The organism is Streptomyces sp. f51, from assembly GCF_037940415.1.
Lineage (GTDB): Bacteria > Actinomycetota > Actinomycetes > Streptomycetales > Streptomycetaceae > Streptomyces.
Genome location: NZ_CP149798.1, coordinates 247,843 through 261,342, shown reverse-complemented (window position 1 = coordinate 261,342; position 13,500 = coordinate 247,843). Strand labels below are relative to the sequence as shown.

11 protein-coding genes are annotated in these 13,500 nt (G+C 72.5%); 8 read left to right on the top strand and 3 right to left on the bottom strand.

Translation table 11 applies throughout. The features are described from left to right. Positions 1–45: 45 nt before the first annotated feature. On the top strand, positions 46–1,827 hold the full coding sequence (locus tag WJM95_RS01155; protein WP_339127547.1) for a M4 family metallopeptidase: 1,782 nt from the start codon (positions 46–48) through the stop codon (positions 1,825–1,827). A gap of 68 nt (positions 1,828–1,895) precedes the next feature. On the opposite strand, the gene WJM95_RS01150 is transcribed toward WJM95_RS01155, so the two are convergent. Beyond that, positions 1,896–2,573: an AIM24 family protein gene (locus WJM95_RS01150; protein WP_339127546.1), complete on the bottom strand. Its 678-nt coding sequence runs from the start codon at positions 2,571–2,573 to the stop codon at positions 1,896–1,898. 125 nt (positions 2,574–2,698) lie between these two features. Next, the gene (locus WJM95_RS01145) at positions 2,699–3,262 is read right to left on the bottom strand and encodes an NAD(P)H-dependent oxidoreductase (protein WP_339127545.1); all 564 of its coding nucleotides are present in this window, start codon (positions 3,260–3,262) and stop codon (positions 2,699–2,701) included. A 126-nt stretch (positions 3,263–3,388) separates the two neighbouring features. On the opposite strand from WJM95_RS01145, the gene WJM95_RS01140 reads away from it, so the two are divergent. From WJM95_RS01140 to WJM95_RS01115, 6 genes are all read left to right on the top strand, one after another. Next, positions 3,389–4,051: a helix-turn-helix domain-containing protein gene (locus WJM95_RS01140; protein ID WP_339127544.1), complete on the top strand. Its 663-nt coding sequence runs from the start codon at positions 3,389–3,391 to the stop codon at positions 4,049–4,051. A gap of 33 nt (positions 4,052–4,084) precedes the next feature. Next, a complete protein-coding gene (locus WJM95_RS01135; RefSeq protein WP_339127543.1) occupies positions 4,085–5,212 on the top strand; it encodes a sulfite oxidase in 1,128 nt (375 codons plus the stop codon). Positions 5,213–5,331: 119 nt separating this feature from the next. Then, complete coding sequence (locus tag WJM95_RS01130) at positions 5,332–6,018, top strand: GntR family transcriptional regulator (RefSeq protein WP_339127542.1); 687 nt, start codon at positions 5,332–5,334, stop codon at positions 6,016–6,018. Next, positions 6,015–7,397, top strand: coding sequence for a hypothetical protein (locus WJM95_RS01125; RefSeq protein ID WP_339127541.1), 1,383 nt, complete (start codon positions 6,015–6,017; stop codon positions 7,395–7,397). The genes WJM95_RS01130 and WJM95_RS01125 overlap by 4 nt, the downstream gene beginning before the upstream one ends. Next, complete coding sequence (locus WJM95_RS01120) at positions 7,394–9,238, top strand: GMC family oxidoreductase (RefSeq protein ID WP_339127540.1); 1,845 nt, start codon at positions 7,394–7,396, stop codon at positions 9,236–9,238. The genes WJM95_RS01125 and WJM95_RS01120 overlap by 4 nt, the downstream gene beginning before the upstream one ends. Positions 9,239–9,372: 134 nt before the next feature. Further along, the gene (locus WJM95_RS01115; protein ID WP_339127539.1) at positions 9,373–10,002 is read left to right on the top strand and encodes a hypothetical protein; all 630 of its coding nucleotides are present in this window, start codon (positions 9,373–9,375) and stop codon (positions 10,000–10,002) included. A gap of 66 nt (positions 10,003–10,068) precedes the next feature. Here WJM95_RS01115 and WJM95_RS01110 read toward each other — a convergent pair whose 3' ends face one another. After that, positions 10,069–11,898 carry a coagulation factor 5/8 type domain-containing protein gene (locus WJM95_RS01110; protein ID WP_339127538.1) on the bottom strand — a complete coding sequence of 610 codons (1,830 nt, stop codon included), beginning with the start codon at positions 11,896–11,898 and terminating at the stop codon, positions 10,069–10,071. A gap of 426 nt (positions 11,899–12,324) precedes the next feature. Here WJM95_RS01110 and WJM95_RS01105 point away from each other — a divergent pair, with 426 nt between their 5' ends. Beyond that, a complete protein-coding gene (locus WJM95_RS01105) occupies positions 12,325–13,419 on the top strand; it encodes a DUF1996 domain-containing protein (protein WP_339127537.1) in 1,095 nt (364 codons plus the stop codon). Positions 13,420–13,500 lie beyond the last annotated feature (81 nt).

The window sequence follows — 13,500 nt, the reverse complement described above, 5'->3', positions numbered from 1 at the left end:
GTAAGGCGGTTGGTGATCCCGGCCGCCCCTGTGCAAAGGAACGCAGTGCGTAGACCCCACATACGCCGTGTGGCGATAGCCGTCGCCGTGACGACGGCCGCCACGATCCCCGGTACCGCCTTCGCCTCCGCGCCCGACGGGCCCGCCCGCGTGGCGGTCCAGGCCGCCTCGCCGGTGGCCGCGGCCAGGGCGGCGGCGTTCGCGCACGCCTCGGCCACCGGTGTCACCGACGGGGACACCCTCCGGGCCAAGGACGTGATGACGGACCCGGACGGAAAGCAGCACGTCCGCTTCGTCCGCACCCACCAGGGCCTTCCGGTCCTCGGCGGCGACCTGGTCGTCCACCTCGGCAGGCGGGGCGAGTACCTGGGCGTGACCCGGGCCGCCGACCACGTCGTGAAGCCGTCCACCGTCGAGGCGCGGCTGACGCCCGAGCAGGCCGAGCGGAAGGCCGAGGCCGTGGCGAAGGGCGACGCGGGCACCGCCCAGCTCGTCGTCGACGCCCGCGCCGGCGGCGCCACCCTCGCCTATCAGGTGGTCGTGACGGACAGCGACACCACCGAGGCCGGGCAGTCGAGCACGGTCGTCGTGGACGCCCGTACCGGCGTGGTCCGCAGCAACACCCCGAACAGCGACGAGTTCATCTCGCCGTCCCTGGCCGCGGCGCTGCGCGAGCGCGGCGAGAGCGCGACCCCGCAGACCGGCACGGCCCCCGGTGCCGCCGCGCCGTCCGCCCTCACCGGCGCCGCCGCGGCCCACTACCCGGCCACCGCCACCGGCAGCGGCGCCTCCCTGTTCGCGGGCAAGGTGGCGCTGACCACCACCCGGACCGCGCGGACCAGCTACCTGCTCAAGGACCCGACCCGGTGGAACACCGAGACCCGGGACGCCAAGGGCCAGGAACTGGAGTCCTTCGCCCGGGGCAAGGCGTTCACCGACGGCGACAACAAGTGGGGCACCGGCACCACTTCGGCCCGCACCACCGCCGCGGTCGACGCCCAGTACGGCATCACCCAGACCCTGGACTTCTACAAGAAGACCTTCGGCCGCAAGGGCATCAAGAACAACAGCGCCGGCGCCAAGGGAATGGTCCACTTCGGCAGCAAGGTCGGCAACGCGTTCTGGGACTCGACCTGCGGCTGCATGCTGTACGGCGACGGGGACGGCGATCTGTTCAAGAAGCCGCTGGTCGTCCTCGACGTCACCGGTCACGAGCTGACCCACGGGGTCGTCGACGCGACCGCCGCCCTCGAACCCACCCGTGTGGACAACGACGGCAACCAGTTCGGCGAGCCCGGCGCCCTGAACGAGTCGCTGGCCGACATCTTCGGCTCGAACGTCGAGTTCTCGGCGAACAACCCGAAGAACCCGCCGAACTACCTGGTGGGGGAGAAGCTGGGCCTCGCCCAGAAGTTCCTGCGCCGCCTCGACCACCCGTCCCTCGACCGGCTCGAGGAGACGATCGACTACTGGTCGCCCGCCGCGTACGACACCGAGGTGCACGCCGGCTCCGGGGTCTCCTCGCACGCGTTCTACCTGCTCGCCGAGGGCAGCGGACGCAAGACGATCAACGGCGTGACGTACGACTCGCCGACGTTCGACGGTTCCCGGGTGACCGGCATCGGCCGCACCAAGGCCACCGCCGTCTTCTACCGGGCGCTCACCCGGTACATGGTCTCCACGACCGATTTCCACGACGCACGGACGGCGACGCTCAAGGCCGCCACCGACATGTACGGCGCGAACAGCGCCGAGTACAAGGCGGTGGACGCGGCCTGGGCCGCGGTCAACGTCACGACGGCCAACACCCCGGCCGCCGGACACTGACGGACCCGTCCGACGGGCGACACGCAGGGGCCCCGCCGTCCGGCGGGGCCCCTGCGGCACTTCTCGGATCAGTGCTGCTGCGCCTTCTGCGGCGTCGCCTCGCTGGGGCGTACGACGACGCAGCCCTCGCCCTCCAGCTTCAGCTGCACCGCCTCGCCCGAACCCCCTCGGATCATCGAGCCGATCGACTGCGAGCGGTGCAGCGAGGTGCGCAGCTGCGCCGTCCAGCCGACGACCGCGTCCGTGTCGACGAACACCGGCTGCTGGGAGGAGACGGGAATGACGAGCGGGTTGCCCTCGCATATCAGGCCCAGACTGCCATGACCGGTGAAGACGCTGTTGAACAGGCCGCCGCCGGTGATGCCCGCGCCCTTGACGGTCTTGATCTCGTACGACAGGGAGGCGTCGAAGCACAGGACGTTGCGGCCGTTGACCGTGAACACATCGCCGGGTTCGATGCCGACGATGAAACAGTTCTGTGCCTCGTGCGCGAACCAGGCCTCGCCCTGCCCGCGGACGGTCATCAGCGGGAGTCCCTCACCGGTGACCGCACGCTTGAGCATCCCGCCCACGCCCTGGCCCTTGCGCTCGAACTGGAGACTGCCCCGGTAGGCGACCATCGCGCCCTGGCGCGCGAACATCTCGCCCTGGACCGCGTACTTGATGGACTTGGCGTTCTGGACGGTCATGCCCGCCGCGACGGCGGGCTGCACCATGTGGTCACTGGAAAAGAGATCGCTCTTCATGCGGGCATCCTGTCGCGGAGGGTGAGGCTCCGCCAGGGCCGTGGCGATCTTGCGACGTACGGTGACCGAGTCGCGACACGCGGAGGGCCGGCCCGGGTCAACCGGACCGGCCCGCGGCGGAGTTGTCAGGCGGCGGCGGGGGCCTCGACGTGGCCGTGCAGTCGGTTCAGGACCTCGGAGAGCTGCGCCGCGACCTCGGCGTCGTCGGCGGGGTGCGTCTCGGCGAAGCGCACCACGGAGCCGGGCACGGAGAGCTTGACGTCCTCCAGCACGGTGCCGCCGGCGATGCCCACGGCCTTGCGGGCCTCGTCCTGCGCCCACACGCCGCCGAACTGGCCGTACGCGGTGCCGGCCACGACGACCGGCTTGCCGGTGAAGGCGCCGGCGCCGTACGGGCGGGACAGCCAGTCGATGGCGTTCTTCAGGACGGCCGGGATGGTGCCGTTGTACTCGGGCGAGAAGAGCAGGAAGGCGTCGGCGGAGCCGGCAGCGGCGCGCAGCCGGGCAGCGGCGGCGGGGACGGTGCCCTCGGTGTCGATGTCCTCGTTGTAGAAGGGGATCTCGGCCAGACCCTCGAAGATCTCGACCTCGGCGCCCTCGGGAGCGAGCTTGACGGCCGCCTCGGCGAGCTGGCGGTTGTGGGAACCGGCGCGCAGGCTGCCGACGAGCGCGAGGATGCGTACGGACATGGATATCTCCTGGGGGGATGGAAACGCTGAAACATTGCCGCAACAAAACGGACCGAAGTCCGCTTAAGGTCTACCACTGAAGCGGACCGCAGTCCAGTTGGCCCCGGATGCCGTTACGCTGGCTTCATGTCCCAGCCACTTCCGCCGTTCCCTCAGCGACCGGAATCGCCCGACGAGCCCGTCCTCATGCAGCTCGGCGCGCCCGAGGCCGCCCCGCTGCGCGCCGACGCGGCCCGCAACCGCGCCCGCCTGCTGGAGGCCGCGGCCCGGCTGGTCGAGGAGCAGGGTGTGGCCAGGCTCACGATGGAAGGCGTCGCCTGCGCGGCGGCGGTGGGCAAGGGGACCGTCTTCCGGCGCTTCGGCGACCGCACCGGCCTGCTCATGGCCCTGCTCGACCACACGGAGCAGCGCTTCCAGACCGCCTTCATCAGCGGTCCGGCCCCCCTCGGACCCGGCGCGTCACCGGTGGAGCGCCTGCACGCCTTCGGTTGCCACGCCCTGCGCCAGACCTCCGAGCGGCTCGACCTGTACCTCGCCGCCGAACCCGAGGTCACCCGCCGCTTCGCCTCGGCGCCGTACCGCGTCCGCTTCATGCACGTGTGCATGCTGCTGCGGCAGACGGGCCCGGGACCGGACACGGACATCGAGCTGGTCGCCCAGACGCTGATGGGCTACCTCGACCCCGCGCTGATCGGCCATCTGACCCGCCAGCGCGGCATGCCGGCCGAGCGACTGGAGGCCGGCTGGCGCGACCTGGTGGACCGGAGCGTCGCCCGCCGCCCTGCCTAGCCACCCCGTCCCCGGCGGGCGGACAATGGATCCATGGGGCAACGCCTCGAAAACATCAGCGCACCCGCCCGGCTGGCCCGCCCGGACGAGGGCATCAGCGCCCAGGAACTGGCTCTCGCCGCCCGCAACCACGGACTGCCGCTGGAGGCCCTGCGGTACGAGATCACCCCGCCCGGGCTGCACTACGTGCTGACGCACTACGACATCCCGTTTGCGGAGGAGCCCGACTGGCGCCTCGCCCTCGGCGGCCGGGTGCGGCGACCCCTGCTGTTCGGGGTCGACGAGCTGAAGGCCCGTCCCGCGGTCAGACAGCGGGTGACCATGGAGTGCGCGGGCAACGGCCGCGCGCTGCTGACGCCCCGGCCGGTCAGCCAGCCGTGGCTGGTCGAGGCGGTGGGCACGGCCGAGTGGACCGGGGTGCCGCTGCGGGTGCTCCTCGCCGAGGCCGGGGTCGAACGGGACGCGGTGGACGTGGTGTTCACCGGAGCCGATCACGGCGTGGAGCGCGGGGTCGAGCAGGACTACCGGCGTGCCCTTCCACTGGACGTGGCCCGCGGCGACGAGCCCGAGGTCCTGGTGGCCTACGCGATGAACGGCGCGCCGCTGCCACCCCAGCACGGGCATCCCCTGCGACTCGTGGTGCCGGGCTGGTACGGCATGGCGCAGGTCAAGTGGCTCCGCGGGATCACCGTGACGGACGTGCCGTTCCGGGGATTCCAGCAGTCCGTGGCCTACCGCCTGCGGCAGGAGGCCGCCGAGGAGGGCGAGCCCGTCACCCGTATCGCCCCGCGCGCCCTGCTGGCCCCGCCGGGCTTCCCCGACTTCATGTCGAGGGAGCGGGCGGTCTGCGCGGGCGCCGTCACCGTGACCGGACGGGCCTGGTCGGGATGGGCGCCCGTGACCCGGGTCGAGGTCAGCACGGACGACGGGCACACCTGGCACCCGGCCCGGCTGGACCCACTCGGTACCCACCGCTGGGCCTGGCGCGCGTGGCACTTCACCTGGCGGGCGACCCCGGGGCGCCATGTCCTGAGCGCACGAGCCACCGACGCCGACGGGCACACCCAGCCGCTCGACCAGCCGTGGAACCGCGGCGGCTTCGTGAACAACCTCGTCCAACGGGTCCCCGTGCTGTGTCTGGACGACGACGGCGAGAGGTGAGGCGGCCGACGCCGGGTCGCAACCACGGGCGCGGCAGGCTGGGTTGAGGGGTTGACCCCGGTGGACCGTCACTGGTTCAGTGGCTCATCCACTCAGCCACTCGCCCGGAGGGGGACAACGTGGAGGCTCTGCCCCGCGAGACCATCGTGGACGTCCTGGAGGACCGGCTGCGCACCGACATCCTCGACGGCCGTCATCCGGCGGGGAGTTACCTTCCCCCGGAACGGCGGCTCGCCGACGGCTACGGCGTCACCCGCACCACGCTCAAGCACGCCTTCGGACGGCTCGTGCAGGCCGGTCTGCTGGAGACCCGGCACGGAGTGGGCACCCGGGTGCGCGACTACGCCCGCCTCGGCGGAGCGGACCTCCTGCCCATGCTCGTGCGGCACGACTCCGCCTGGGTGCACGAGGTGTTCGAAGTACGGCGCGGGGTCGGCGCGTTGATCGCCGAGCGGGCCGCCGAACGCGGCACCCGCGCACAGCGGGCCGAGCTGAGCGCGCTGCTCGCGGCCGTTGAGCGGGCCGAGGGCGCCGACGCGGTCCAGCTGGCCGACGTCGAGGTGCACCGCGCCCTGGCCCGCGCCACGGGCAACCGCGTCTACGTCCTGCTCACCAACACCCTCTTCAACGCCTACCTGCCGGTCCGCTCCCTGCTGAAGGGGCCCTTCACCGATCCGGAGACCGCCCACCGCAGGCTCGCGCCGGTCGTGCAGGCCGTCACCGCCGGGGACGCCCATCGCGCGCGGGAGGCGGCCGCCGCCTATCTGCGGGAGACCGAACGCATCATGCTGGAGGGTCTCGCGTGAGGGGCACGGTGTTCACGGAGGCGATGCTCGGAACCGTCCGCCTCGACGCGGAACCGGGGGAGCGGCGCGTCCGGCTCGACCTGCGCGCCGCCGCCGACCGGGTCCTGCTGCCGCACCGGACCACCACGGCCCGCCTCACCGGCCGCGTGCGCATCGCCGGACGCGCCGACGACCCGGGCGCGGAGGGCGAGTTGGAGGTGTCACCGATCGCCCGGCGGCGCATCCGCTACCGCCTCGCGTTCACCGCCGACGGGCGCCGACTCACCCTGGACGGCTGGAAGTCGGTGACCCCCCGCCGCCCGCTCGCCTCGATGACCGTGCTGCCGTTCACCCTGTACGAGGACGGGGCGCCGGTGGGCGAGGGTGTCCTGCGCTTCCCCCTGGCCACCGGCCTGCTGCCCTTCCTGCTCGGCTTCCGCTTCCCCCGCCGCGAGGACCCCGCGGAACACATGGCGCCGCGATGGAACGGAGCCCCGGGCCGCACCGAGGTCTGGTACACCACTCTCACCGACCCGGCGACCGGCACCGGGGTCTGGCTGCACCACGAACTCACCGCACCCGCCGACGGATCCGATCCCTTCGCCCATGGCTGGGCCGCCGTGTTCCCCCGCGACGGCGAGGTACGGCACGCCCGCTTCGGACCCGTCCCCTGGACCCGGCCCGCCGACGGATTCACGGCCGAGGACGTCAACCACGCGGCCGGCCGACTCACCGGCAGCGCCGGCGACTTCCACTGGAAGCTCCTCGAACAGCCGCAGGGGCCACCGCTGTTCACCTTCCCCCGCTGGTCCTGGCGCCGCCCCGTGCTCCCCGCCGCCCAGATGCTCCCGGCCGCCCGCGCCACGTACGACGGCGAACTCTCGTACGAGGGAACGACCTTGAGCCTGCGAGCCGCACCCGGAGCGTCCGCCCGCATCTACGGGCACGGCAACGCGCACCGCTGGACCTGGCTGCACGCCGACCTCGGCGACGGGGACGTCCTGGAGATCGTCGCCGCCGTCTCCACCCGGCCCGCGCTGCGCCGCCTTCCCCCGCTCGTCTTCCTCCGCCTCCGCCGCGACGGCCGCACCTGGCCACGGCGGCCCGAACGCTCGGCGATCGGCCGCCTGGGACTCGGACGCTTCCGGGCCTCCTTCGGCCTGCCCACGTGGACCGTCACCGGCCGGACGGCCCTGCGCCGCATCCGTGTCGAGGTCCACCAGCCCCCCGAGCGGACCCTCACCCTGGAGTACCGCGACCCGGACGGCGCCCGCGCCCTCTGCCGCAACAGCGAGTCCGCCGACGCCCGTGTCGTCCTGGAACGCTGGTGGGGCCACTGGCGCCCGGAAGCCACCTGGACCCTCGACGGCACCGCGCACGCCGAGGCGGGCGACCGATGACCGCCGACGGGCTGGTCGCCGCGCTCCTCGCCGACGACGGCACCACCGCATGGCCCGCCCGCGTCCCGCGCCGCCTCGACTCCGTGCTCGCCGCGCTGCCCCGCCCGGCCCGCGCCGGGGTGCACACCGCCGTGGCCGCCCTGGAGACGTACGCCCTGGCGCGCACCGGACGACGCCTGGCGGCCCTACGCCCCGACGAACGCGAGGCCGTGCTCGGCTCGCTGGCCCCACGGACCCGGCTCGCCCCGCTCCTCGACCTCCTGAAGGTTCCCGTCCTGCTGGCCGCGGGCACCGAACGGACCTGGTCCGCGCCCGCCGCCGTACCCGCCCCGGCGGATCCGCCCCTCGACTGCACCCCGGCCGAGGCATGGCCCGCCCGCACCACCGCCGACGCGGTCGTCGTCGGCTCGGGCGCGGGCGGCGCCATGGCCGCGCGCACCCTCGCCCGCGCCGGACTGAGCGTCGTCGTCCTGGAAGAGGGCCGGCACCACCCGACGGCCTCCTTCGGCCGCCGGGCACCCCTCGACCGTTTCACCGAGCTCTACCGCGACGGCGGCGCCACCGTGGCCCTCGGCAGACCACCGGTCCTGCTGCCGACCGGCCGCGCCGTCGGCGGCACCACCCTGGTCAACTCCGGCACCTGCTACCGCACTCCGGACCACGTCCTGGCCCGCTGGCGCGACACGTTCGGCTTCGCTCCCGCCGACCGCTTCGGACCCCTCCTCGACGAGGTCGAACGCACTCTGCGGGTGGCACCCCAGCCCCTCGACGTCCTCGGCGACAACGGCCTGCTCGCCCTCACCGGCGCCGGACGCCTCGGCTGGCGGGCCGCCCCGCTGCGCCGCAACGCCCCCGGCTGCAAGGGCTCGTGCCAGTGCGTCGTCGGCTGCCCCACCGGAGCCAAGCAGAGCGTGCAGCTGTCCGTCCTGCCCGACGCCTGCGCCGCCGGCGCCAGGATCGTCACCGGCGCCCGCGTCCACCGCATCCTCCTCGACCACGACGCACCGGGCCCGCCCCGTGCCGCCGGAATCCGGGCCCGCCGCCCCGACGGCAGCCACCTGGAGATCCTCAGCCCCCTCGTCGTGGCGGCGGCCGGCACCCTCCAGACCCCGCCCCTGCTGCGCCGCTCCGGCCTCGGCGGACACCCCCGCCTGGGCCGCAACCTCAGCGTGCACCCGGCCACCAGCGTCGCCGGACGGTTCGGCGAGCCGGTGACGGCCTGGCGGGGCGTGCTCCAGAGCGTCGGCGTCGAGGAACTCCACGCCCGGGGGATCCTCGTCGAGGCGACCGCGAGCCCGCCCGGCATGAGCAGCTTCGTCCTGCCCGGCCTCGGCCGGGAACTGCGCCGCGAACTGGACGCGTCCGACCATCTGGCCACCCTCGGCGCCATGATCGCCGACCGCCCCTCGGGGCAGGTCACGGGCCGGGACCGCACGCTCGTCCGCTACGACCTCGACCCGCGCGACGGCGACCGCCTCATGACCGCCGTACGCGCCATGGGCCGGCTGCTGTTCGCCGCCGGGGCGACGGAGGTCCTCACCGGGATCCCCCGCGCCCCCCGCGCCCGCTCACTGGAGGCGCTCGACGACCTGCTCGCCTCGGTGGGCCCGCGCGATCTCCATGTGTCCGCGTTCCACCCGACCGGCACGGTGGCCGCGGGGGCCGATCCCGAGCGTGCACCCGCCGACCCGGAGGGAAGGCTCCGCGGTGTCCGCGGAGTCCTGGTCGCGGACGGGTCGGTCCTGCCGGGCTGCCCCGAGGTCAACCCGCAGCTGAGCATCCTGGCCGCGGCCCTCGCGGTCACGGACGCGTGGCTCGACGGAGCGCGGAAAGGAGGCTGATCCGGGCGCGTGCCACCCCAATGGGCCCCTGCGGTTCGCCGTGGCCGGACACGGCACCGAGCATGAGGGAGTCCGTACGGCAGGAAAAGAGGACGAGCCCCCGTGCCCCCGTACGGCAGGAAGAGGCGAGCCCCATGAGCAGACGTGTTCCCCACGGCCGGAGCGGATCACGGCGTGTCGCTGTCCTGCTGGCCGCGATCGCGTGCGGCTCCGCCCTCGTCTCGTGCAGCTCGGACAACGGAGGCGGCAGCTCCACGGCCTCCGTCACTCCGCGGCCCACCCCGCCGAACGCGTCGAACTTCACCGGGACCCCGCCGTCCGCGATCGCCTCGGCGGCCTCGTCGATCATCGGCTCGGCGAGCGCGCGGGCGTCCTCGGCGGCCGCCTCGGTCTCCGCCAGGGCCTCGGAGTTCGCCGCCTCGGTCTCCGCCGATACGGCCCGCGCCGCCGCCACCGCCGAGAAGCAGCTGAAGAACGTCCAGGGCAGCGGCAACGCGACGTCCGAGGTCAAGATGACCGGCCTGCCGACCTCGGAGACCGGAGGGCTGCGCGCGGTGCTCGTCACCATCACCAACAACAGCGGCAAGACGGCCTCGTACGCCGTGCAGGTCGACTTCAAGAACCCCGACGGCAAGGTCGTGGAGACGGCCTACGTCGGGAAGGAGAACCTCGCACCCGGCAAGAAGGCACAGCCCGTCGTCATCAGCAGGCAGCCCGCGCAGCCCCAGCTCACGCCCGTGCTGGTCAAGGCCCAGCGCTACTGACACACGGCGCACCCGCGTGAGCGGGCTTCCGGGACCGTTCTCCCGGAAGCCCGCTCACGGGACGCGTCAGGGATACGAGACCACGGTCGACGGCACGGTGGAGGTGCCCGACGTCGGCGCCCCCGTGTCGTTGACGACGCGTTCGTACTGCCCGTTGCCGCCGAGCGAGATCACCAGCAGACCGTGGAACTTCACGCCGGGCCGGTTCGGCGCCGAGAATCCGTTGTGCTGGACGATCGTAGGGTCGACGTTGTAGTAGCAGTAGCTGCCCAGACCCCAGCCCTCGTGGGCGGTGACCGCGTCGCCGACCTTGTAGGCCGCGTACCCCTTGACGCTCCCGTTCTGGATCGCGGCCTGGTTCGGAGCGTCGTAGGCCTTCTCGTTCTGGAAGAAGATGGTGCGGCCCCGCTCGCCGTACCACTGCACGTCGTACTTGTTGAAGTGCTCGACGAACAGCCCGGTGGCCAGGACGTCGGCGCCGTTGACGCGGATGCCGTAGTCGGCCCGGTTGGTCTCCCAGCCGACGCCGGTGCCGTGGTCGGCCCGCCACACCCAGGTGTGGTCGATGATCGTGTGGCGGCTGTTGACGACCATGCTGGTCGTGGCCTTCCCCGCGCCGGCCCCGCCGATCCGTACGAACACGTCCTGCACGGTGGTCGGGTTGGCCGAGTGGTCGGCGGAGGCGCCCGCCGGGCCGACCTCCAGCAGGGTGCTGGAGTTGACGGGCCCGGCGTCGATCAGGAACCCGGCGAGCCTGACTCCGTCGACGTCGGCCGTCCGCAGCGCGGTGACGCCGTTGTCGGGGATCAGCGTCGCGTAGCCGAGGCCGAGCACGACGGTGCCCGCGCGGTTGACCTGGATGGGCTGGTCCAGGTGGTAGATCCCCGGCGTCAGCAGCAGGTGGAGCCCCTGGGCGAGCGCCGCGTTCAGGGTCGCTGCGGTCACACCCGGCTTGGCCACGTAGAACTGGCTGAGCGGCAGCGACGTACCGCGCGGGGTGCCGCTGCCCCAGGTCGTGCCGCGCGCGTTGACGCGCTTCTCCGGCAGGAACACCCGGTATTCGCTGCCGTTGAGATACAGGAACGGCTTCTCGCGCGAGACCGGTGTGGTGTCGAGCGTGGTGTACGGCGGGTTCGGGAAGGACTGCGCCGGCGCGCCCTGGACGCCCGAGAACACCATGTTCCAGACGGCGTTGACCCAGCCGCCCACGGAACTGTCGCGGGTGTACCACTGCTGCTGCGAGTACGGTCCGACGGACCCGTCGATCCGGCTGTCGGCGATGTAGCCGCCACTGGCCCAGCCGTAACCGTCCGGCGCGAGGTTGAGACCGCCCTTGACGTGCATACGACGGAACGGAGCGGCCTGCGCCACCGCCCACCGGTTGGTGCCGCTGACCGGGCTGAGGGCGAGGTTCTCCGCCGAACGCCAGAAGTTCTGGGTGGCGTTGCCGTTGAACCAGCCCGCGTCGACCGTGACGTCGCCGTTGATCGTCGTGTCGTCCGGTGACAGGCCGAGGCCCGCGATCGAGGTGTAGAAGCCCAGTTGGGCGTTGAGCCCGCTGTAGGTGCCGGGCTTGAACAGGAACGCGTAGCGGCCCGTCCCGAACTGGGCCGACTCCTGCTGCCGGAAGATCTGGTCGAGTTTCGCCTGGATCCCCGGCGTCGAGGGACTGAACACGATGACGTTCGGGCCCAGATCACCGCCGCCGGGAAGGGCCGCCGCCTTCCGGGAGACCGGGGCGGCCGGGGCGGCCGGCTCCGCGGGGGAGGCGGACGCGGGTGAGGACAGGGCGAGCAGTCCGGGCGCGGCCGCGCCGGCCGCCATCGCTCCGAGGACGGTGCGCCGCGCGACGGTGGAAGGACCGGAGTCCGGGGTGTCTGTGGGGGTTTGGGACATGGGGGGCGACTCTCCTGGTTCAGAAAGTGAACGGTGGGAGGTACGGGGGAGCGCTCTCTCGCCGATGCATGCTTCAGCGAGGTGAACGACACGTCAAGAGTTGTGACCGGACCACCTCGGGCCCTCCTGCCGGAAGAGGTCAAGTGGACCCTGACTTAAGGTGACTTGTCAGTTGATCCGTCTGCCTGTCAGGCGGACGGGACGCCGGAGTTGTGTTCAAGAGGTGAGCGCAGAACGGCCCCGTGATTGTTCGTCAGTTCCCTTGACACCCGCGCGCGGCCGCCACAACACTCCTCGTCGGGAGAGCGCTCTCCCGTTCCCACGGCACATGTGATGGACCGTCACGCGGACGGTCCGGCGGCACCGTGCGCGGCGCCGCCCGGCCGTTCGACCCCCACCGTCCCCATCGACGTGGCAGGAGTCTCCATGGCACGGAGATCGAAGATCGTCTCAGGAATGCTGATGTCCGGCGCGCTCGTGCTGACCTCGCTCGGCCTGACCGGAGTGGCGATGAGCGCCGACCCCGTGTCCGGCCCGGCGGCGTCGGTGACCGGCGCGACGGCCGTCCACGCGGCGCACGCGATGCCCGTCTCCACGCTCTCCTCGCCGGAGGACCCCGACGGCGACGGCTACATCCCGGCGAATCCCCAGGTGACCGGGGTCGTCCCGTCCAAGGCGGAGCCCGCGCACCGGTACTTCCACGAGTTCCAGGCGAACTGCTCGGTGACGCGCACCAGGCCCGACGACCCGATCGTCTATCCGGGCCAGCCGGGCAAGTCCCACGACCACACCTTCCTGGGCAACACCACGACCGACGCGGCGAGCACCACCGCCTCGCTCGACGCCGGTTCGACCAGCTGCAAGGCGCCCGGCGACAGGTCCGCGTACTGGATGCCGACGCTCCTGAAAGGCGGCGCCCCGGTGCTTCCGGTGGGGCCGCAGGTCATCTACTACAAGGCGGGCGTCACCGACTACACCAGCGTGCGGCCCTTCCCGAAGGGACTGCGCTTCGTGGTCGGCAGTCCGATGCAGTCCGCGGCGGACTTCCGCAACCACCGGGGGTTCGTGGAGGGATGGGAGTGCGGCAACAGTTACTTCAACGTCGACTTCCCGCAGCAGTGCCCGAACAGCGCCGACGTCCAGCTCAACATCCGTTTCCAGGCTCCCAGTTGCTGGGACGGCAAGTACCTCGACACCCCCAACCACCAGAGTCACATGGCGTATCCGGTGGTCAACCCCGGCACCAACAACAACATCTGCCCGGACGACCACCCGGTCGCCCTGCCGATGATCGAGTTCAAGATGGCCTTCCCGGTCAACGGTGACATGTCCCAGGTCAGGCTTTCGAGCGGCGCCGGTTACTCCTTCCACTACGACTTCTTCAACGCGTGGGACCCGCCGACGCTCAAGGCGCTCGTCGACCACTGTGTCGTCGGGGGACTCCAGTGCGACGCCCGCGGCTACGACCAGACGCATCCCGAAGCGGGCGCGGCACTCGACGCGAACTACCGCCTTCCCTGACGCGCGGGGACGCGGACGCGTCCCGCCGGTCCGGCGTTCATCGCGGGCCGGCGGGACCACCCGCCTCGCCCCAGGCCCCGG

Coding starts and splice junctions, on each gene's coding strand:
- WJM95_RS01115 (WP_339127539.1), top strand. CDS start 9,373: ATGAGCAGACGTGTTCCCCACGGCCGGAGCGGATCACGGCGTGTCGCT.
- WJM95_RS01135 (WP_339127543.1), top strand. CDS start 4,085: ATGGGGCAACGCCTCGAAAACATCAGCGCACCCGCCCGGCTGGCCCGC.
- WJM95_RS01140 (WP_339127544.1), top strand. CDS start 3,389: ATGTCCCAGCCACTTCCGCCGTTCCCTCAGCGACCGGAATCGCCCGAC.
- WJM95_RS01120 (WP_339127540.1), top strand. CDS start 7,394: ATGACCGCCGACGGGCTGGTCGCCGCGCTCCTCGCCGACGACGGCACC.
- WJM95_RS01105 (WP_339127537.1), top strand. CDS start 12,325: ATGGCACGGAGATCGAAGATCGTCTCAGGAATGCTGATGTCCGGCGCG.
- WJM95_RS01150 (WP_339127546.1), bottom strand. CDS start 2,573: ATGAAGAGCGATCTCTTTTCCAGTGACCACATGGTGCAGCCCGCCGTC.
- WJM95_RS01110 (WP_339127538.1), bottom strand. CDS start 11,898: ATGTCCCAAACCCCCACAGACACCCCGGACTCCGGTCCTTCCACCGTC.
- WJM95_RS01145 (WP_339127545.1), bottom strand. CDS start 3,262: ATGTCCGTACGCATCCTCGCGCTCGTCGGCAGCCTGCGCGCCGGTTCC.